Raw genomic sequence first — 16643 nt, forward strand, 5'->3', positions numbered from 1 at the left:
GAAATCATTAGAAAATCATCGAAAAGGTGCTGCCCTGTCCGGGGGTGGAGGTCACTTTTAACTGGCCGTTGTGGAGTTGCATGATTTGCCGCGAAAGGCTTAAGCCGATGCCCGAACCGGTTTTTTTTGTCGTATAAAACGGGATGAAAATTTTCTCGATGGCTTCCGGTTCGATGCCCGGGCCGTTGTCGATGACATAGATAATCAGGCGGTTATCCTGCGATTTGACCTCGATTTTGAGCTTCGGTTTGCGTTCTCCCTCCAGAATTTCCATTGCGTTTTTAATCAGGTTGATCAGTACCATTTCAATCTGCCCGGCGTCGGCAAAAATCATCAGGTAGGAGGGGATGGGTGGGGCCTGCAGAATAATGTGTCGTTGCTGCAGTTCGGTTTGCACCAGCGCCAGCACGTTCCGGATCAGGTTTTCGACGGAAATTTCGGCCAGACGCGGCTGCGGAATAGCCGTGAAATTCCGGTAGGCATCGACAAACCGCATGATGCCACGCCCCCGGTGTTCGATGGTTGTCAGGGCTTCGCGGAGGTCATTGACGGCTTCTTCGTCGGCACCGACCAGTTCCGTGTTCACAATCTGCTGCATCGTGCCGACCAGCGAGACAATCGGCGTCACGGAGTTCATAATTTCGTGGCGCAGCACTTTCGTCAGGTTCTGCCAGGCTTCCAGCTCTTTTTGCTGCAATTCCGTCCGGATGTTCTGAAAGGATGCCACCGTTACCGGTCGCCCGCGCAGGCTCACCGTGGCGCAGCGCACCGAGAGCTCCTGTTCCGAATTGGTCTGGTAAATGGCGGGCGTGCTGCTGGCGCTCGTCGTCAGAATTTCGTACAAACCGGTATGAACTGACTGAAGATCCGACAGATTCCGAAGCCGGTAAATGCCCAGCATCCGCAGCGCGGCCTGGTTACTCATCTCGACATTTCCGGCCACATCGAACGAAATCAGCCCGACGCTGACCTGCTGAACAATGGTGTTCAGGTAATGCAGATTGGCTTCTTTTTCGGCCCGGGCCTGCCGGAACGCTTCCAGCACTTCGTTGAACTGCTGGTTCAGCTCCTTGAAACTCGGCCCCAGTTCGTTATCGGCTTTGAAGGCCACGGCAAAATCCGAATACCGCACGGACTCCATAAACCGGGTCAGTTTCCGGTTCAGGCTGGTGATGTAGCGGTGCAGGTTAGCGGTTTGAACCGTCAGCAAAATAATACCAACCCCGACGAGCAGCGACCGGCTGGCCGGAACCTTCCACCAGATGTAAGCGATCAGGAGACAGGTTACGAGAATAATTGTAATCCGAATAAAAAGTCCGGTGGCGAATCGTTTCATTTTTTAGGTTGTTATTCTAGACGCCAAGTAATAAATTGACATAAAATTGCGCTACAATGAGAACAATTGAAGTAAATATTCTGGCCGATGATGATGAAGAATTTGTCATGAATATCTTAAACGCATTGGCACAAAAACGGATTATTGGGATCAATCTCCATAAAGATGTCGTTCGTCCCGGTAAACCAATGACCGTAAATGAACTAAACCGGCTCGTTGACGAAAGCGAACAGAGCCGGTCTTATTCGGTGGAAGAAGCTAAAATCATGCTTGGATTATGATCGTTGAAGGACGCGAGGTCGTTCTAACCAGCCTTTTTATCACACAATTAGCTGCCATTCAGGAGTACTTTAACGAAATAAACCCAAAGCAGGGACGAAAATTGAGTACGAATTTATTCAATTTCATAACGGATGTTATTCCGCTTCATCCCTATATGTTTGCTGAATACAGCGGAAAACCAACGCCCGAGCATTCGTATCGTCGAGCCGTCTACAAGAAAAACCACCTCATTATTTACAAAGTCAGCGATCTTAAGATTACGTTTTTAACCATTTTTCATACCAGTCGCAACCCATCTTCCATTGATTTGGGTGAAGAGTTATAAACCGTATTTCTCCAGCCGTCGGTAGAGCGCCTGGCGCGACAGCCCCAGCTCCCGGGAAATGTCCGTGATGTTACCGTGGTACTTCTGCATGGCCTGCTGAATCATTTTTTTCTCCATATCCTCGATCTGGAGATTCTCCTGGAACGGCAAATTCGCGTCCGTGGGTATGGCTGCGGGTGCGTTGGTTCCGAAATAAAAATCTTCGGGTTCCAGCACGTTGCCCTGCGCCAGAATAACCGCCCGTTCGATGGCGTGCTGCAACTCCCGGATGTTGCCCGGCCAACGGTATTGCTGCAACTGCCGTGTCAGCGCCGGACTGATCGAGGCCACTTTCCGGTTGTATTGCTTGCGGTATTGCTTCAGAAAATGCTCGGCCAGCGGAATGATATCTTCGGGGCGTTCGCGCAGCGGGGGAATATGGATTTCGATGGTATTGATCCGGTACAGCAAATCCTGGCGGAACGACCGCTCGCTGACGTGCTGGTAAATCGGGGAGTTGGTCGCGCAGATCAGCCGGACGTCGATGTTTTTCGGTTTATTGGTTCCCAGACGGGTCACCACGCGCTGTTGCAAAACCGTCAGCAGTTTGGCTTGTTGTGGCAGCGAAATATTACCGATTTCATCCAGGAAAATGGTGCCGCCCTGCGCTTCTTCAAACCGCCCGGTGCGGTCTTCGCGGGCATCCGTAAACGCGCCTTTAACGTGACCGAACAATTCGCTTTCGAACAAACTGTCGCTCAACGCACCCAGATCGACGCTCACGAACGGTTTGTCGCGCCGGAGCGATCGCTGGTGTAACGCTCTGGCTACTACGTCTTTACCGGTCCCGTTTTCGCCCAGGATCAGGACGTTGGCGTCGGTTTCGGCCACGCGTTCCACCGTCGCGAACACCTGCCGCATGGCTGGACTGACGGCGATGTACGTTGGACTTTGCCCATTGGCTTTGGCGCGCTGTGCTCCGCCATCCGACTCTTTGCCGAAGGACCCATTCCCGATGCCCTTGGCCCCTTGCCCCACACTGCCTTCCAGCGCGCTTTGCAGGGTCGCCAGCAGTTTGTCGTTTTCCCAGGGTTTCAGAACAAAATCGCGGGCGCCGGATTTAATGGCCCGAACCGCCATTTCGACGTCGCCGTAGGCCGTAATCAACACCACGGCGGTGGTGGGTTTAATATCCAGAATGCGGTCGAGCCACAGAAAGCCTTCGCGGCCGCTGCTGTTGTCGCGCTGGAAATTCATATCGAGCAGCACGAGGTCGTAATTTCCGTTGGTGATCAGAAACGGAATCCGTTCGGGATTTTTCTCAATATCAACCTGGGGATAATGACGTTTGAGCAACAATTTGGCGGCACTCAACACATCGACATCGTCGTCAATTATCAGAAGTTTCGACATAAAAAATTGGGAGACAATGCTGTCAACAGCACAGATTCATTAGTCAGAATACTCGTTTACCGCCTAAATATAGGGACTCTGTTGGTTCGCTGCAAAGCGGCTTTTACAGGCGGTTTAAAACCCGAATATACACTATTTTTGCGCGTGTCCGCTTTCGGACAAAACTTGTCCGCATGTGGACAGAAAAATCAATTTAAATCATTGGTAAGTATTTGATAATCAGAGCTACTAAATTACTGGCACGTCAATTGGCATTAATGAGAACAGATACGAATTACCAGTAAAGCGTTATTCTACCAATCAACTATTTAACTAATCAATTTTTGAAGTAATGGATCGCGTATTACCTAAACGATTTTGGACAAGCCAGCGGATTGCAATTGGAATCGGTGCTGTAGCAGTACTCGGATTGCTGGCTTACAACTTTCTATGGGCCGATCACCGTTCGAAACTGAACGTCGAGAAGGATAAAATTACCATATCAACCGTTTCAACCGGGACTTTTGACGATTTTATCGTGGTAACCGGTGTTGTTCAGCCCTTGAAAACGATCCGGCTCGATGCCATCGCCGGTGGATATGTAACCGAAAAACTGGTCGAAGGTGGTGCGATGGTGAAGCAGGGCGAAGTGTTGCTCCGGCTGGAAAACCAGAACCTGCGGCTCAACTTCCTGCAGTCGGAAACCGAGGCCAACCGATTGGTCAACGATCTGCAAAATACCCGGCAGCGGTTGCGTGTGGAACGCTACACCCTGCAAAAAACGCTTTCAGATCTTGATTTTCAACTCGATAAAGCCAAAGATTCGTTTGATCGGCAGGCTAAACTGTTCAAAGACAAAGCTGTGCCCGAGCAGGATTACCTGACCGCCAAACGAGATTACGACCGGCTGGTTGAACAACGGAAAATTGAAGTAGAATCCCAGAAATACCAGCAGGAAAACTCGCTGATCCAGATCAAGCAACTGGAAGAAACGCTGGCCCGGACGCAGAAAAACGTGGCGCTCTGGCAGCAAACGCTGAATAACCTCGTGGTGAAAGCACCGGTTTCGGGTCAGTTGTCGTCCATTGATGTGGAAGTCGGTTCCAACATCAATCAGGGGCAAAATATTGGTCAGATCGATGATTTGAACGGTTTTAAAATGCGCGTCGGAATCGATGAACACTACAACAACCGCATCTTCACCGGCCTGAACGGAACATTTGAATACAACGGCGCCAACAATCTCCTGCAGATTACCCGTCTGTATCCGGAAATTCGCAATGGACGGTTTGAAGTGGACATGATTTTCCCGAAAGGCGCTCCGGCGGGTATCAAACGCGGGCAGTCGACGCCGATTCAGCTGGAACTCGGAAAAGCCTCGAAAGCTACGCTGTTGCCGGTGGGCGGTTTCTTCTCCGATACGGGCGGTAACTGGGTATACGTGATCGATAAAGCGGGCAACCGGGCCGTAAAACGGAACATTACGCTGGGTCGTAAAAATCCCGAATATTTCGAAGTGCTGACCGGTCTTGAGCCTGGTGATCAGGTGATTACATCATCGTACGAAAACTTTGGTGACAACGAAGTATTGGAATTCTAATCTCCGCTGAACTCTATTATCTCCGCTTACCTCTGCGAAATAGCTTTAAAATGTATCGCAGAGTTGAGCGGAGATAATAGAGTTCAGCGGAGAATATAAAAGTAACAAATCAGAAACCAGTTCAGAAATATGATACGTACCGTAAACCTACAAAAAGTTTTCGCGACTGAAGAAGTCGAAACCACTGCGCTGCATGGCATTTCCATGGATGTCAAAGACGGCGAGTTTGTGGCCATGATGGGCCCGTCAGGTTGTGGAAAATCCACCTTGCTGAACATCCTCGGCCTGCTGGACAACCCGTCGGAAGGCGAATACCACTTCTACGGTACTGAGGTATCGAAGATGTCGGAACGCCAGCGGGCGCAATTGCGCAAAGGCTCCATCGGCTTTGTGTTCCAGAGCTTCAACCTCATCGACGAGCTGACGGTTTACGAAAACGTCGAACTGCCTCTGCTGTACCTGAAAACCCCCGCCGACGAGCGCAAAAAAGCCGTAGAAGAGGTGTTGGAACGGATGAACATTATGCACCGACGCAACCACTTCCCGCAGCAACTCTCGGGTGGTCAGCAACAACGGACGGCTATCGCCCGCGCCGTGGTGGCCAAACCCAAGATGATCCTGGCCGATGAGCCGACGGGTAACCTTGACTCGACCAATGGCGAGGAGGTAATGAAATTGCTGAACCAACTGAACAACGAAGGAACGACCATCATCATGGTGACTCACTCCCCCTACGATGCGGGTTTTGCCCACCGGATTGTCAACCTGTTCGACGGCAAGATTGTGACGGAGAATTTCCACGTGTAATATTCTGAACTGGGATTACGCTGATTTTACTGATTAAAATGATTAAAAAATCGTCTGAAAAATCAGTTCAATCAGAAAAACCAGCTAAATCCCGGTTCAAGACCTTTTTATGAAAACGCTGATCCTTTTGGTATTACTGGTTTGCACCGGCCTGTCTGCTTCGGCGGTGGGTCATCCACATAACCTTTTTTCGGCCCACCGGAAGGTGAAACAATATGTGCCGAAAGCAAAGGATGGTCAGCGCTCAGCTTGCAAACTGCCGGAACCGACGCTGGTGAAATACGTCCGGGCGTTGGCCAGTTAGTAAGACCGTCGCTACCTGCGAAAAAGCGTACATCGGGCCGGGATCGAAAAACCGTCGTCCGGTGTACCGGCATTTCAATTCGTTCATCTCACCGGCATCCGGTTCCTTATGCTTTTCAATTACATCAAAATCGCGCTGCGTAACCTGTGGAAACACAAAACGTTTGCGCTGGTCAACGTCATTGGCATGTCGGTAGCTTTTGCGAGCTGCCTTTTGCTGTTTCTGACCGCCTGGACTCAACTCACATTTGATGATTTTCACCTCAACCGCGATCAGTTGTACATGGTGTACGACCAATCCGGTCCAACCGAGAAATCCGGAACGATGCCCACGCCACTGACCCCGGCGCTCCGAAAAGACCTGATGCCGGAACTCACCCACGTTACGCGGATTGTCGAAGGCGGTGGGCTGGTGCAGTACCGGAATCAGGAGTTCGACAAACGGGTTCAGTTCGTCGACCCCGACTTTTTCGAGATGTTCTCGTTTCCGATGCGGAAAGGTAATCCGGCGACGGCCCTGAACAGCCTGAGCAATGTGGTTATCAGCGAGCATGCGGCCCGGTCGATTTTCGGCACCGCCGATCCCATCGGGAAAACGCTCCTGCTGCGGCAGAATGAAGCCTGGAAACCGTTTGTCGTGTCGGGCGTTCTGGGCGATTTTCCGGAGAATTCCAGCATCAAGTTCGATATTCTGGCCCGGTTTGAAGCCTATCCGGAATACCAGACGAGCAAGAATAGCTGGGATAGCCAGTTCCATTCAGTTTACGTGCAACTGGATAAAAAGATTAGCGAAACGGCTTTTGAGCAACGACTCCGACCGTTCGTTACCAAGCATTATGCGAAGGCAATTCAGAGCCGGAAGCGCGACGGTGGCCAGCCCGACGAAAACGGCGACCTGATCAGCTTGCGGTTGTTGCCCTTGCGGGATTTGCATTTCGATACGGAAGTCGGCGGAGCGAATGACTCGCCGGTGAAACGCTCGTATCCGATTCTGTTGCTGGTCGTGGCCGGTTTTATCGTGCTGATTGCCTGCATCAACTTCATCAACCTCTCCACGGCCCGCTCCATGACGCGTTCGCGCGAGGTCGGGATGCGAAAAGTTCTTGGCGCCCTGAAGCAGCAACTGGTTTTCCAGTTCTGGGGCGAAGCGCTCATTCTGTGCCTGATTGCGCTGGTGCTCGGAAGTTTGCTCGCGATGACACTTCTCGACCAGTTCAACAGCATTTTCCGAAACCGAACAACCCTCAGTAGTTTGTTTGCGCCCGGTTTGATGCTGACGATGGGTGCGGTTTTTCTGCTCATCACCTTCGTAGCGGGTGGTTATCCGGCCCTGTTTGTTTCCCGACTGAACACGACGCAAATCCTGAAAGGAAAGGTTTCATTAGGCAAAACCGGGACCGTTCGGAATACGTTACTCATCGTTCAGTTTGCCATCGCGACCTTCCTGATCGGCTGCACGATGATTGCCTGGCGACAGGTTACGTTTCTGCGGAACATGCCCCTGGGTTACAACGAAAGCCAGGTGATCAGTATTCCGGTGGGCGGTCATTACAACGGGCGGCAGGTGCTGAATCTGCTACGTGATAAACTGGTACAGCAGCCCAAGGTGCTGAGTGTTACCGGCGCTTACAAAAATTTCGGCCGGGGCCGCGACGGCTCCAGCGTGACATCCATTGTCGGTTTTGATCATAAAAACCGGACGGTTCGGAGCCACTGGCAACCAGTCGATTACGATTACCTGAAAACGCTCGATATCAAGCTGATCGCAGGTCGCGATTTCTCCCGCCAGTATGCAACGGATACAACCACCAGCGTCGTCATCAACGAAACGATGGCAAAACAACTGGGCGAGAAAAATCCGGTTGGAACGTTACTGAACGTGAATGATGGACAGCCACCGATGCAGGTCATTGGGGTTGTCAAAGATTATCACCACGAATCGCTGAAAAAGACGATTCAACCCAACACGCTGTTGATCAGCCACGACTGGCCGATTGGGTACGTGCTGGTCAAAGTTGCCCCCGATAACATCCCGGCGACGATGGAGGTGCTGAAAAAAGCCTGGGAAGAAGTCGCGCCCAAATCCGAATTTCAGGGCAGTTTTCTGGACGAAAACACCAACCGGCAATACCAGTCGGAAGAGCGGATGTCGAAGATGTTCATCAGTGCCGCCGGTATCGCGATTTTACTCTCCTGCATGGGCCTGTTTGCGATTGCCGTCATGGTGATGGCCCAGCGAACCAAAGAAATTGGTGTTCGAAAAGTGCTTGGAGCCAGCGTGGGCAGCATTGTGGCCCTTCTCTCGAAAGACTTTCTCCAACTGGTGCTGGTGGCCATTGTCATTGCAACGCCGGTGGCCTGGTGGATGATGTCGCAATGGCTGGAAGAATATGCCTTCAAGATCAGCATTGAATGGTGGATTTTCGCACTGGCCGGTTTACTGGCGGTTTTAATCGCCTTCGCAACGGTCAGTTTCCAAAGCATCAAAACCGCCTTGATGAATCCGGTGAAATCACTGCGTTCGGAATAATTAAATCAATGAATAATTAACAATGAATAGGCTGACGCGTCTTGAATGGTTCATTGTTAATTATTCATTGTTCATTTCAAAACTATGCTAACGAACTATTTCAAAATCGCTTTTCGGAACCTGATTCGGCATAAGGTTTTTTCGGGGATCAACATCGTCGGGCTGGCCATCGGCATTGCCGCCTGTCTACTGATTTTGCAGTACGTTGACTTTGAGTTGAGTTACGACCGGTTTCATACGAAAGCCGACCGGATTTACCGCGTCCAGCAGGATCGCTACGACAAAGGAAAGCTGAGCACGCAGTGGGCCGGAGGAGCCCAGGCGGCCGGGAATTCGTTTAAAGCGGCTTTTCCCGAAGTCGAGGATTACGTTAAGGTGCTGAAAAACCGGGCCATGATCGCCGATTATGGCGAAAAAAGCCTGAAAGTCGAGAAGGTGTTCACCGCCAGCGAATCCTTCTTCAAAATCTTTTCGTATCCGCTCCTGGCCGGTGATCCAAAAACCGTACTGGCCGAGCCCAACACCGTCGTTCTCTCCGAATCGGTGGCGAAAAAACTGTTTGGAAACGAGCAGGCGGTGGGAAAAAACATTAAGTTAAATCAACGGAAAGACGTCAAAGTAGTGGGTATTTACAAGGACATGCCCGCCAACACGCATTTACACGCCGATCTGCTGATTCCGCACGTCACGTTCATCAAAGACTTAGGGCCCAACAACAATCCGGACAACGCCTGGATGTGGGACGGTGCGATGTCGTATTTGTTGCTGCGCCCCGACGCCAATCCAACGGTACTGGAAGCCAAATTCGTACCGTATATTGAGAAAACCATTGGAGCCGAATTGAAGAAATACGATGCGGGCGCGGTTTATAAACTGCAACCGTTGCAGGATATTCATCTCTATTCGCATTTCATGGAAGAGGCCGAACCGAACGGCGATGGCAACACGGTTTACCTGCTGCTGGGCATCGCGTTTTTCATTGTGATCATTGCGTGGGTGAACTACATCAACCTGGCGACGGCGCGGGCCATCAACCGGGCGAAAGAAGTAGGCATTCGCAAAACCGTCGGTTCGCAGCGGGGCCAACTAATCCGGCAATTCCTGATCGAATCCGTGCTGCTGAACGGCCTGGCGGTGGTGCTGGCGCTGGTTTTCGTGGCCGCCGTGATGCCGCTTTTCAACAGTTTGTCGGGTCAGCAACTGAGCCTGTCGCTGCTCGGTAGCGGTTCGTTCTGGCTGGCGTTGGGTGTTTTGTTTGTGATCGGTACGTTTTTCTCGGGACTGTATCCGGCCTTCGTGCTGTCGGGTTTCCGGCCGATTGCGGTTTTGAAAGGCAAAATGGTGAACTCCCGGCAGGGCGTGGTGTTGCGGAAATCGCTGGTCGTTTTTCAGTTTGCAGCCTCGCTCTTTCTGCTGGTCGGCACGCTGGCGGTTTTCCGGCAGATCCAGTTCATGCGGGGCCAAAGCCTCGGCCTGGACATCGACCAGACATTGGTAATCAATCCACCGATCATCCGGACGGATTCGACCTTCATGCGGCAGATGTTGGCCTTCAAGGATGAATTGCTGCGGCAACCTTCGATCCGAAGCATCAGCGCGTCTTCCGTCGTGCCCGGACAAGCTTCGGACTGGAATGCGGGCACGATCCGGCTGAAAGGTGCCGATCCGAGCAAGGGTACGCAGTACCGCGTGATTGCCGTAGATTATGACTTTCTGAAAACCTTTAACCTCAAACTCGTCGCCGGACGCGATTTCTCCAAGGAATACGGTCTGGAAAAGAAAGCCGTCATTTTCAATAAAATGGCGATTAAGCAACTCGGGTTCAACAACCCGGCGGAAGCGATCGGCAAGGAAATTGATTTCTGGGGTGACTATTTTACGATTGTGGGTGTGACCGATAACTTCCACCAGCAGTCGTTGCGCGACGCCTACGAACCGCTGATTCTCCGGCTGATTCCGGACGCGGGCGGTTATTTTTCGATCAAAATGGCTTCCAAAGAGGCCAGTTCAACGATTACCACCGTGCGGAGCGAATGGGACCGGTTTTTTCCCGGCAACCCGTTCGAGTATTTCTTCCTGGACGAACATTTCGACGCCCAGTACAAAGCCGATCAGCGGTTTGGGCAGGTGTTCGGTTTGTTTACCGGTTTAGCGATTCTGGTGGCCTGTCTGGGTCTGTTCGGTCTGGCGTCGTTCACCACCGCCCAGCGGACGAAGGAAATCGGCATTCGGAAAGTGCTGGGTGCAACGGTTCCCGAAATCGTGCAGATGTTATACAAAGAGTTTGCGGTGTTGATTCTGATTGCCTGCGTGGTGGCAACACCCCTGGCGTGGTTCGCCGTGAGCCAGTGGCTGAACACGTACGCGTTTCGGGCCGAGGTGCAATGGTGGCTGTTTGCGCTGCCGTTCGTGCTGATGCTGCTGATCGCTTTGCTGACGGTTTCGTTTCAATCGGTCAAAGCCGCGCTGATGAACCCGGTTACCTCACTTCGTTCGGAATAAATTTCGCAGAGGACATGGGGCGTTGGGCAGAGGGGCATTTTAGCTGTTTTCACCCGTTGCTCAACACCCTCTGCCCCATGCCAAACCCAAATAACCTATGCTAAGGAATTACTTCAAAACCGCCTGGCGCGGACTGGTCAACAACAAAGGGTATTCCGCCATCAACATTGGTGGATTGGCAGTAGCGCTGGGAATCAGCGTTTTGCTGTTGTGGTGGGTCAAAGATGAGTTGAGTTTCGACCGGTTTCACGTCCAGAGTGACCGGATTTACCGCGTCAATGGCGGTTTTGGATCGGGCGCATCGCAGCAGTTTTCCGGGCAGATTGTGGCCCCGGTGGCAGCCTACGCCAAACAACATATACCGGGCGTGGAAGAGGCCGTGCGTGTCGTTGGAAATTACGACATGTCGCCTTTCAAAGTGAACGGAAAAACGTTGGTGGAGGAGAAAGCCGTGTACGTCGATCCGGCATTTTTTACGTTTTTCAATTTCGAATGGGTGAAAGGAAACCGCAACCGGCCTTTCCCGGATCTGCAAACCGTGGTGATGACGGAATCGGCGGCTTTGAAATATTTTGGCGCAGCCGAACCGGTGGGGAAGATGCTCTATTCCGTCCGGAACAATAAGAATTACGTCGTTAGCGGCATTATCCGGGATTTTCCCGATAACTCCAGCATCCAGTGCAATATGCTGTTTCCGCTGGAAATCGTCGCCAAGGGTTATCAGGCCAACGACTACTGGAAATCGATGGACTCGGACTGGGGTAACTGGTACGCGCAGACCTATTTCCGGCTTGATCCCCGGGCCAATCTGGATAAACTGGCGAAAGCCCTGACGGACGTTCACCACGCCAGCAACAAATATGATCAGGCCACGGTTTATCGCCTTCAGCCCCTGCACGACATTCATTTATACCGGCCGGATGGCACACCGGGCGCGATGCAGGAAGTCAAAATGATGGGCATTGTTGCCCTGATTCTGCTGGCGATTGGCTGTATCAATTACGTCAATCTGGCGACGGCGCAGGCCACGCAGCGGGCCAAAGAGGTCAGTGTTCGGAAGGTGGTAGGTGCCGGGCGGAGGCACCTGGTTGGGCAGTTTCTGGCCGAATCGCTCCTGATTTTTGTCGTCGCGCTGGCGCTGGCTATCGGCCTGATCAGGGGGCTGGAATCGACCTATCACGAACTAACCGGCAAAACGCAGCCGTTTTCGTTGTCCGATCCGCAGGTCTGGCTGGTGGTGATTGGCGTGTTGGTGTTCACCCTGGCCATCGCGGGAATCTACCCGGCTCTGGTGCTGTCGTCGTTTGAGCCACTGAAGGTGCTGCGCGGGAAAATAGCGATTGGGGGGAGAAGGGTTACGTTCCGGCAAACGTTGGTTATCACGCAGTTTGCCTTTTCAACAGCCTTGATTGTGGGAACGCTAATTATTGGCAATCAACTGCGGTTTATGCGCGAGCGCAACCTGGGGTATGACCGGGAAAACGTATTTTCCTTCTGGCTAACCGAGGAAATGTCGAAGCATTATGAGGCCCTGAAAGCCGAATTATCTCGCGAACCGAGCGTCAGCCACGTGACCGCATCCAACGGGAATCTGATCGGTATTGGAAACTCCACCGGCGATACGGACTGGGAAGGAAAGCCCAAAAATAGCATGTTTATTGTCACACGGATGCGGGTGGAAAAGGATTTCATCTCGTCATTCGGCCTGAAAATGGCGGCCGGAGAAACCTTTACCGGTTCGAAAACCGATTCGATGCACGTCATTTTAAACGAAACGGCGGTCAAAAATGCAGGAATCAAAAATCCGATCGGCAAATGGTTTACGCTGGGCCAGACAAAGGGAATAATTATTGGCGTCGTGAAGGACTTTCATTTTGCATCACTCCGGCAGAAAGTGGAACCGGCGGTTTTTTTCTACCGCGACAATACCAATTTCGGCCGGATTTACATCAAAACCACCGGTCGCGACGCCCCTAAAGCGGTCGCTGCAGCCGAAAAGCTCTGGAAAAAATACAGCCCCGATTATCCATTTGAGTACCAGTTTATGGATGCTCAATACAACGATATGTATAAATCAGAACAGCGGACGGGAGCCTTATTCAACTTCTTCTCGGGCGTCGCCATCCTGGTTTCGTGTCTGGGCTTATTCGGGCTGGCAACGTTTACGGCTCAGCAGCGGATGAAGGAAATCGGCATTCGCAAAGTGCTAGGCGCGTCGGTGACGGGCATCGTGGCGCTGCTTTCCAAAGATTTTCTGAAGCTGGTGCTGATCGGAATTCTGATTGCTTCGCCCGTGGCGTGGTGGGCAATGAATCAATGGCTGCAGAATTTCGCCTACAAGATTGATCTGGAATGGTGGGTGTTTGCACTGGCCGGTTTGCTGGCGGTTTTGATCGCTTTCACGACGGTTTCGTTTCAGTCGATACGCGCGGCTTTGATGAATCCAGTGAAGAGTTTGAAGTCGGAGTAATGTTGCAGAGGGGTAAGGGCGTTGGGCAGAGGGGAAAAGCACCCCATGCCCCGCGCCCCATGCTCTTACCCCTCTGCAAAAATGTCGTTTAGCGGTAGTTCGATACCGGTTACGGGGTCAGTGAGTGTGGTGTCGTCGGTGAAAAACTGGTATTTGCCAATGGCTGAATAAACGGAAATCGCTTTAAAACTTGGTAACACGAGCCAGCAGGATTGAACACCGGCCCTGAAATACCGCTCGAATTTGGCCAGGATGTCATCGTTGGATTGCGAAGGCGACACAATTTCGATGACCGTGAGTGGCATTTGCGTCATGGACGTAACGTCGTGCAGGAAGTCGATTTGTAGTTTGGGATAGATTGCTATATCAGGCACCGCGTCAGGTCTTTCCCGCATCGTTAAATTGATTTCGGGTAGAAGCGTGAAAGTAGTTCGATAATGCAGATGTAAAGCAAAAATCAAATTCCCCTGTATTATAGAATGATTCAGTGTGGGCATCGGTTTTCCGCGTTCGCGCTCGTAGTCAGAGAGTTGTTCAACGGTAGCTTCCATAACCGGTAGAGTTTTTTATTGAAAGTTAAAGATAACAAAAATGCTGACGAACTATCTGAAAATTGCCATCCGGAATCTGCTGAGAAGTAAGTCGTTCTCGGCCATCAACATTCTGGGCCTGTCGGTCGGCATGACGTGTTGTATGCTGTTGCTGCTCTATATTCGCAGCGAGTTGTCGTACGACAAACACCAGCAACACGCCAGCGAATTGTATCTGCTGGGGCAGGAAGTATTCATTGGCGGACAACGCAGCGGGGGCGCTAACGAGCAAAGTTCGGTAGCGTCGGCGCCGTACGCCTTTGCCCTAAAAGCAGAATTTCCGGAAATTGAACAGGTGGCTCGGCTGTATGTCAACATCATCGATGAAAAAGCCCTGTTGCAGGTTCGGCAGGGAGGAAAAGCGTTGCGATCGTTTTACGAAACCAATGGTTATCAGGTCGATTCGACGTTCTTTGAGCTGTTTTCCTACGAATTCACGGAAGGCAGTCCCCGCACAGCCCTGATCGATCGAAACGCCATCGTGTTGTCGGAAGAAGTGGCTCATAAACTTTTTGGCAGCGAACCGGCCCTGAATAAAATCATCAAAATCAGCGGAACGACCGGCAACGGCGAGGACTTCAAAGTGACCGGTGTTTACCGCGACGAAAGCGCCCGTTCGCACATCGACGCCCGGTTTTTCGTGCCGATCTATGCGGGTTGGGTGGGGAGTTTCCTGCGCGATGACAAACTGGATTTTTGCTGTAACAACCTGTTTAACACCTACCTGAAACTCCGGCCCGGCACCGATCCTGACCGGCTGAAAAGCAAGTTTCCGGCCTTCATGGAAAAATACGCCCGGGGCGATTTGAACGCGGTTGGGTTTGATAAAAAAATACTCCTGGTGCCGGTTCCGGATTTGCACCTGTACAGCGCATTCGAAAAGGCCGTGAGCCCAACCAATTCCAAAACGTACCTGTACATCCTGGGCTCGATTGCGGTTTTTACGCTGCTGATTGCCTGCATCAATTTCATGAACCTCTCGACGGCCCGCTCGGCCAAACGGGCGGCTGAGGTTGGTATTCGCAAGGTGATGGGCGCGGAGCGGGGTTCGCTGATCGGGCAGTTTCTGGGCGAGTCGATGGTGCTGTCGTTTCTGGGGCTGGTCATTGCGCTCGTACTGGTTTCGCTGTTGTTACCGGTTTTCAATCAAATGGCCGGTAAACAGCTGACAACCGCCGAGCTGTTCGAGCCCGGAATTGTATTGTCTTTCCTGGGTCTGGCTTTGCTGACGGGCCTGGTGGCAGGCAGTTATCCGGCTTTCTTTCTGTCGATGTTCAATCCGGCCCACGTCTTAAAAGGTAAGTTCGTCAACAGCCTGTCGGCGGTGGCACTACGCCGGGGCTTGGTGGTGTTTCAATTCGTGATTTCCATTGGTCTGGTGCTGGCCACGTTCGTCATTCAGGAGCAGATGCGGTTTTTGCGGAACAAGTCGCTGGGCTTCACGCAGGATCAGCAGATTGCCATTCCGCTTCGGGGCAGCGAAAACCGGGCTATTTACACCGCGTTCCGTAACGAGATTTTAGGCAACAACCAGGTCGTTTCGGCCGCCGGAACGCAGTATTATCCGGGCATCCGAAACCCAACCGACTTTGGATTATACATCCCCGAACAGGGTGTGAAAAGCAGCCACAGCGTCAAAACCAACTGGGTGGATATTGATTATTTGCCCACTATGGGTTTTAAACTCAAAGCCGGGCGGCTGTTCTCGCGCCAGTTTCCGGGCGATACCAATAACCGGATGGTCGTCAACGAGTCGATGTTGCGGAAATTCCAGCTTCCGATTCAGAAAGCCTTGGGCCAGAAACTGAATTTCGACTGGCAGGGGCAGACGCATCAGTACGAAATTGTGGGTGTTCTGCAGGATTTTCACTTCGAGAATCTGCACCAAACTATTGAGCCCTACGCGTTTATGCTGAATAATCGGCCAAATTATAACTTCATTATCGTGCACGTCAACACGCCCGATATGAGTCGGGTGCTTGCTTTTCTGGAACAAAAGTGGAAAACGCTGCGGCCCGAAGATCCGTTTGAATATACTTTTCTGGACGAAGATTTTCAGAAGAATTACCAGGCTGAGGCCCGGACTTCGCAGCTGGTGAGCTACTTTACGGCCATTTCCATCCTGATTTCGTGTTTGGGCCTGTTTGGTCTGGCGGCTTTTGCGGCCCAGCAACGGACGAAGGAAATCGGCGTTCGGAAAGTGCTGGGCGCGTCGGTGACCAACATTGTGTTGCTGCTCTCGCGGGACTTCCTGAAGCTGGTGATTGTGGCCATTCTGATTGCGACGCCGATTGCCTGGTGGGCCATGCACAAGTGGCTCCAGGATTTTGCCTATCGGGTAACGATTCCGTGGTGGGTGTTTGTGGCTGCGGGCGGTCTGGCGTTGTTCATTGCGTTTATCACCGTCTGCTTCCAGAGTATCAGGGCCGCATTGATGAATCCGGTGAACTCCTTGCGAAGTGAATAGCTGAGGGCATGGAGCGTGGGGCAGCGGTTTTTAACCCCGTGCCCAAACCCCTCTGCATCG

At 52.0% G+C, this 16643-nt stretch carries 12 protein-coding genes; 9 read left to right on the forward strand and 3 right to left on the reverse strand.

Translation table 11 applies throughout. From position 1 onward, the window contains the following. Nucleotides 1-7: 7 nt before the first annotated feature. Nucleotides 8-1336 carry a sensor histidine kinase gene (locus GJJ30_RS23010; protein WP_154177548.1) on the reverse strand — a complete coding sequence of 443 codons (1329 nt, stop codon included), beginning with the start codon at nt 1334-1336 and terminating at the stop codon, nt 8-10. Between the two features lie 56 nt (nt 1337-1392). On the opposite strand from GJJ30_RS23010, the gene GJJ30_RS23015 reads away from it, so the two are divergent. Together GJJ30_RS23015 and GJJ30_RS23020 are read left to right on the forward strand one after the other, a co-directional pair. Continuing rightward, a complete protein-coding gene (locus GJJ30_RS23015) occupies nt 1393-1617 on the forward strand; it encodes a hypothetical protein (protein WP_154177549.1) in 225 nt (74 codons plus the stop codon). After that, nucleotides 1614-1943, forward strand: coding sequence for a type II toxin-antitoxin system RelE/ParE family toxin (locus tag GJJ30_RS23020; protein ID WP_154177550.1), 330 nt, complete (start codon nt 1614-1616; stop codon nt 1941-1943). Before GJJ30_RS23015 ends, GJJ30_RS23020 begins: the two co-directional genes overlap by 4 nt. Here the strand turns inward: GJJ30_RS23020 and GJJ30_RS23025 are convergent. Next, the gene (locus GJJ30_RS23025; protein ID WP_154177551.1) at nt 1938-3335 is read right to left on the reverse strand and encodes a sigma-54-dependent transcriptional regulator; all 1398 of its coding nucleotides are present in this window, start codon (nt 3333-3335) and stop codon (nt 1938-1940) included. The genes GJJ30_RS23020 and GJJ30_RS23025 overlap by 6 nt on opposite strands. A gap of 331 nt (nt 3336-3666) precedes the next feature. On the opposite strand from GJJ30_RS23025, the gene GJJ30_RS23030 reads away from it, so the two are divergent. The 6 genes from GJJ30_RS23030 (at nt 3667) to GJJ30_RS23055 (ending at nt 13526) form a co-directional block, all read left to right on the forward strand. Then, nucleotides 3667-4914 carry an efflux RND transporter periplasmic adaptor subunit gene (locus GJJ30_RS23030; protein WP_154177552.1) on the forward strand — a complete coding sequence of 416 codons (1248 nt, stop codon included), beginning with the start codon at nt 3667-3669 and terminating at the stop codon, nt 4912-4914. Between the two features lie 129 nt (nt 4915-5043). Continuing rightward, on the forward strand, nt 5044-5721 hold the full coding sequence (locus GJJ30_RS23035; protein WP_134029772.1) for an ABC transporter ATP-binding protein: 678 nt from the start codon (nt 5044-5046) through the stop codon (nt 5719-5721). A gap of 109 nt (nt 5722-5830) precedes the next feature. Continuing rightward, complete coding sequence (locus tag GJJ30_RS23040) at nt 5831-6025, forward strand: hypothetical protein (RefSeq protein WP_154177553.1); 195 nt, start codon at nt 5831-5833, stop codon at nt 6023-6025. Nucleotides 6026-6133: 108 nt separating this feature from the next. Further along, nucleotides 6134-8554, forward strand: coding sequence for an ABC transporter permease (locus GJJ30_RS23045; protein WP_154177554.1), 2421 nt, complete (start codon nt 6134-6136; stop codon nt 8552-8554). An 84-nt stretch (nt 8555-8638) separates the two neighbouring features. Next, nucleotides 8639-11056, forward strand: a complete 2418-nt coding sequence (locus tag GJJ30_RS23050; RefSeq protein WP_154177555.1) for an ABC transporter permease — start codon at nt 8639-8641, stop codon at nt 11054-11056. Nucleotides 11057-11153: 97 nt separating this feature from the next. Next, nucleotides 11154-13526: an ABC transporter permease gene (locus GJJ30_RS23055; RefSeq protein ID WP_154177556.1), complete on the forward strand. Its 2373-nt coding sequence runs from the start codon at nt 11154-11156 to the stop codon at nt 13524-13526. Between the two features lie 65 nt (nt 13527-13591). Here GJJ30_RS23055 and GJJ30_RS23060 read toward each other — a convergent pair whose 3' ends face one another. Further along, nucleotides 13592-14077 carry a Uma2 family endonuclease gene (locus GJJ30_RS23060; protein ID WP_154177557.1) on the reverse strand — a complete coding sequence of 162 codons (486 nt, stop codon included), beginning with the start codon at nt 14075-14077 and terminating at the stop codon, nt 13592-13594. A gap of 40 nt (nt 14078-14117) precedes the next feature. Here GJJ30_RS23060 and GJJ30_RS23065 point away from each other — a divergent pair, with 40 nt between their 5' ends. After that, a complete protein-coding gene (locus tag GJJ30_RS23065; RefSeq protein WP_154177558.1) occupies nt 14118-16583 on the forward strand; it encodes an ABC transporter permease in 2466 nt (821 codons plus the stop codon). Nucleotides 16584-16643 lie beyond the last annotated feature (60 nt).

The sequence above is a fragment of the Larkinella terrae genome, assembly GCF_009668025.1.
Taxonomy (GTDB): domain Bacteria; phylum Bacteroidota; class Bacteroidia; order Cytophagales; family Spirosomataceae; genus Larkinella; species Larkinella terrae.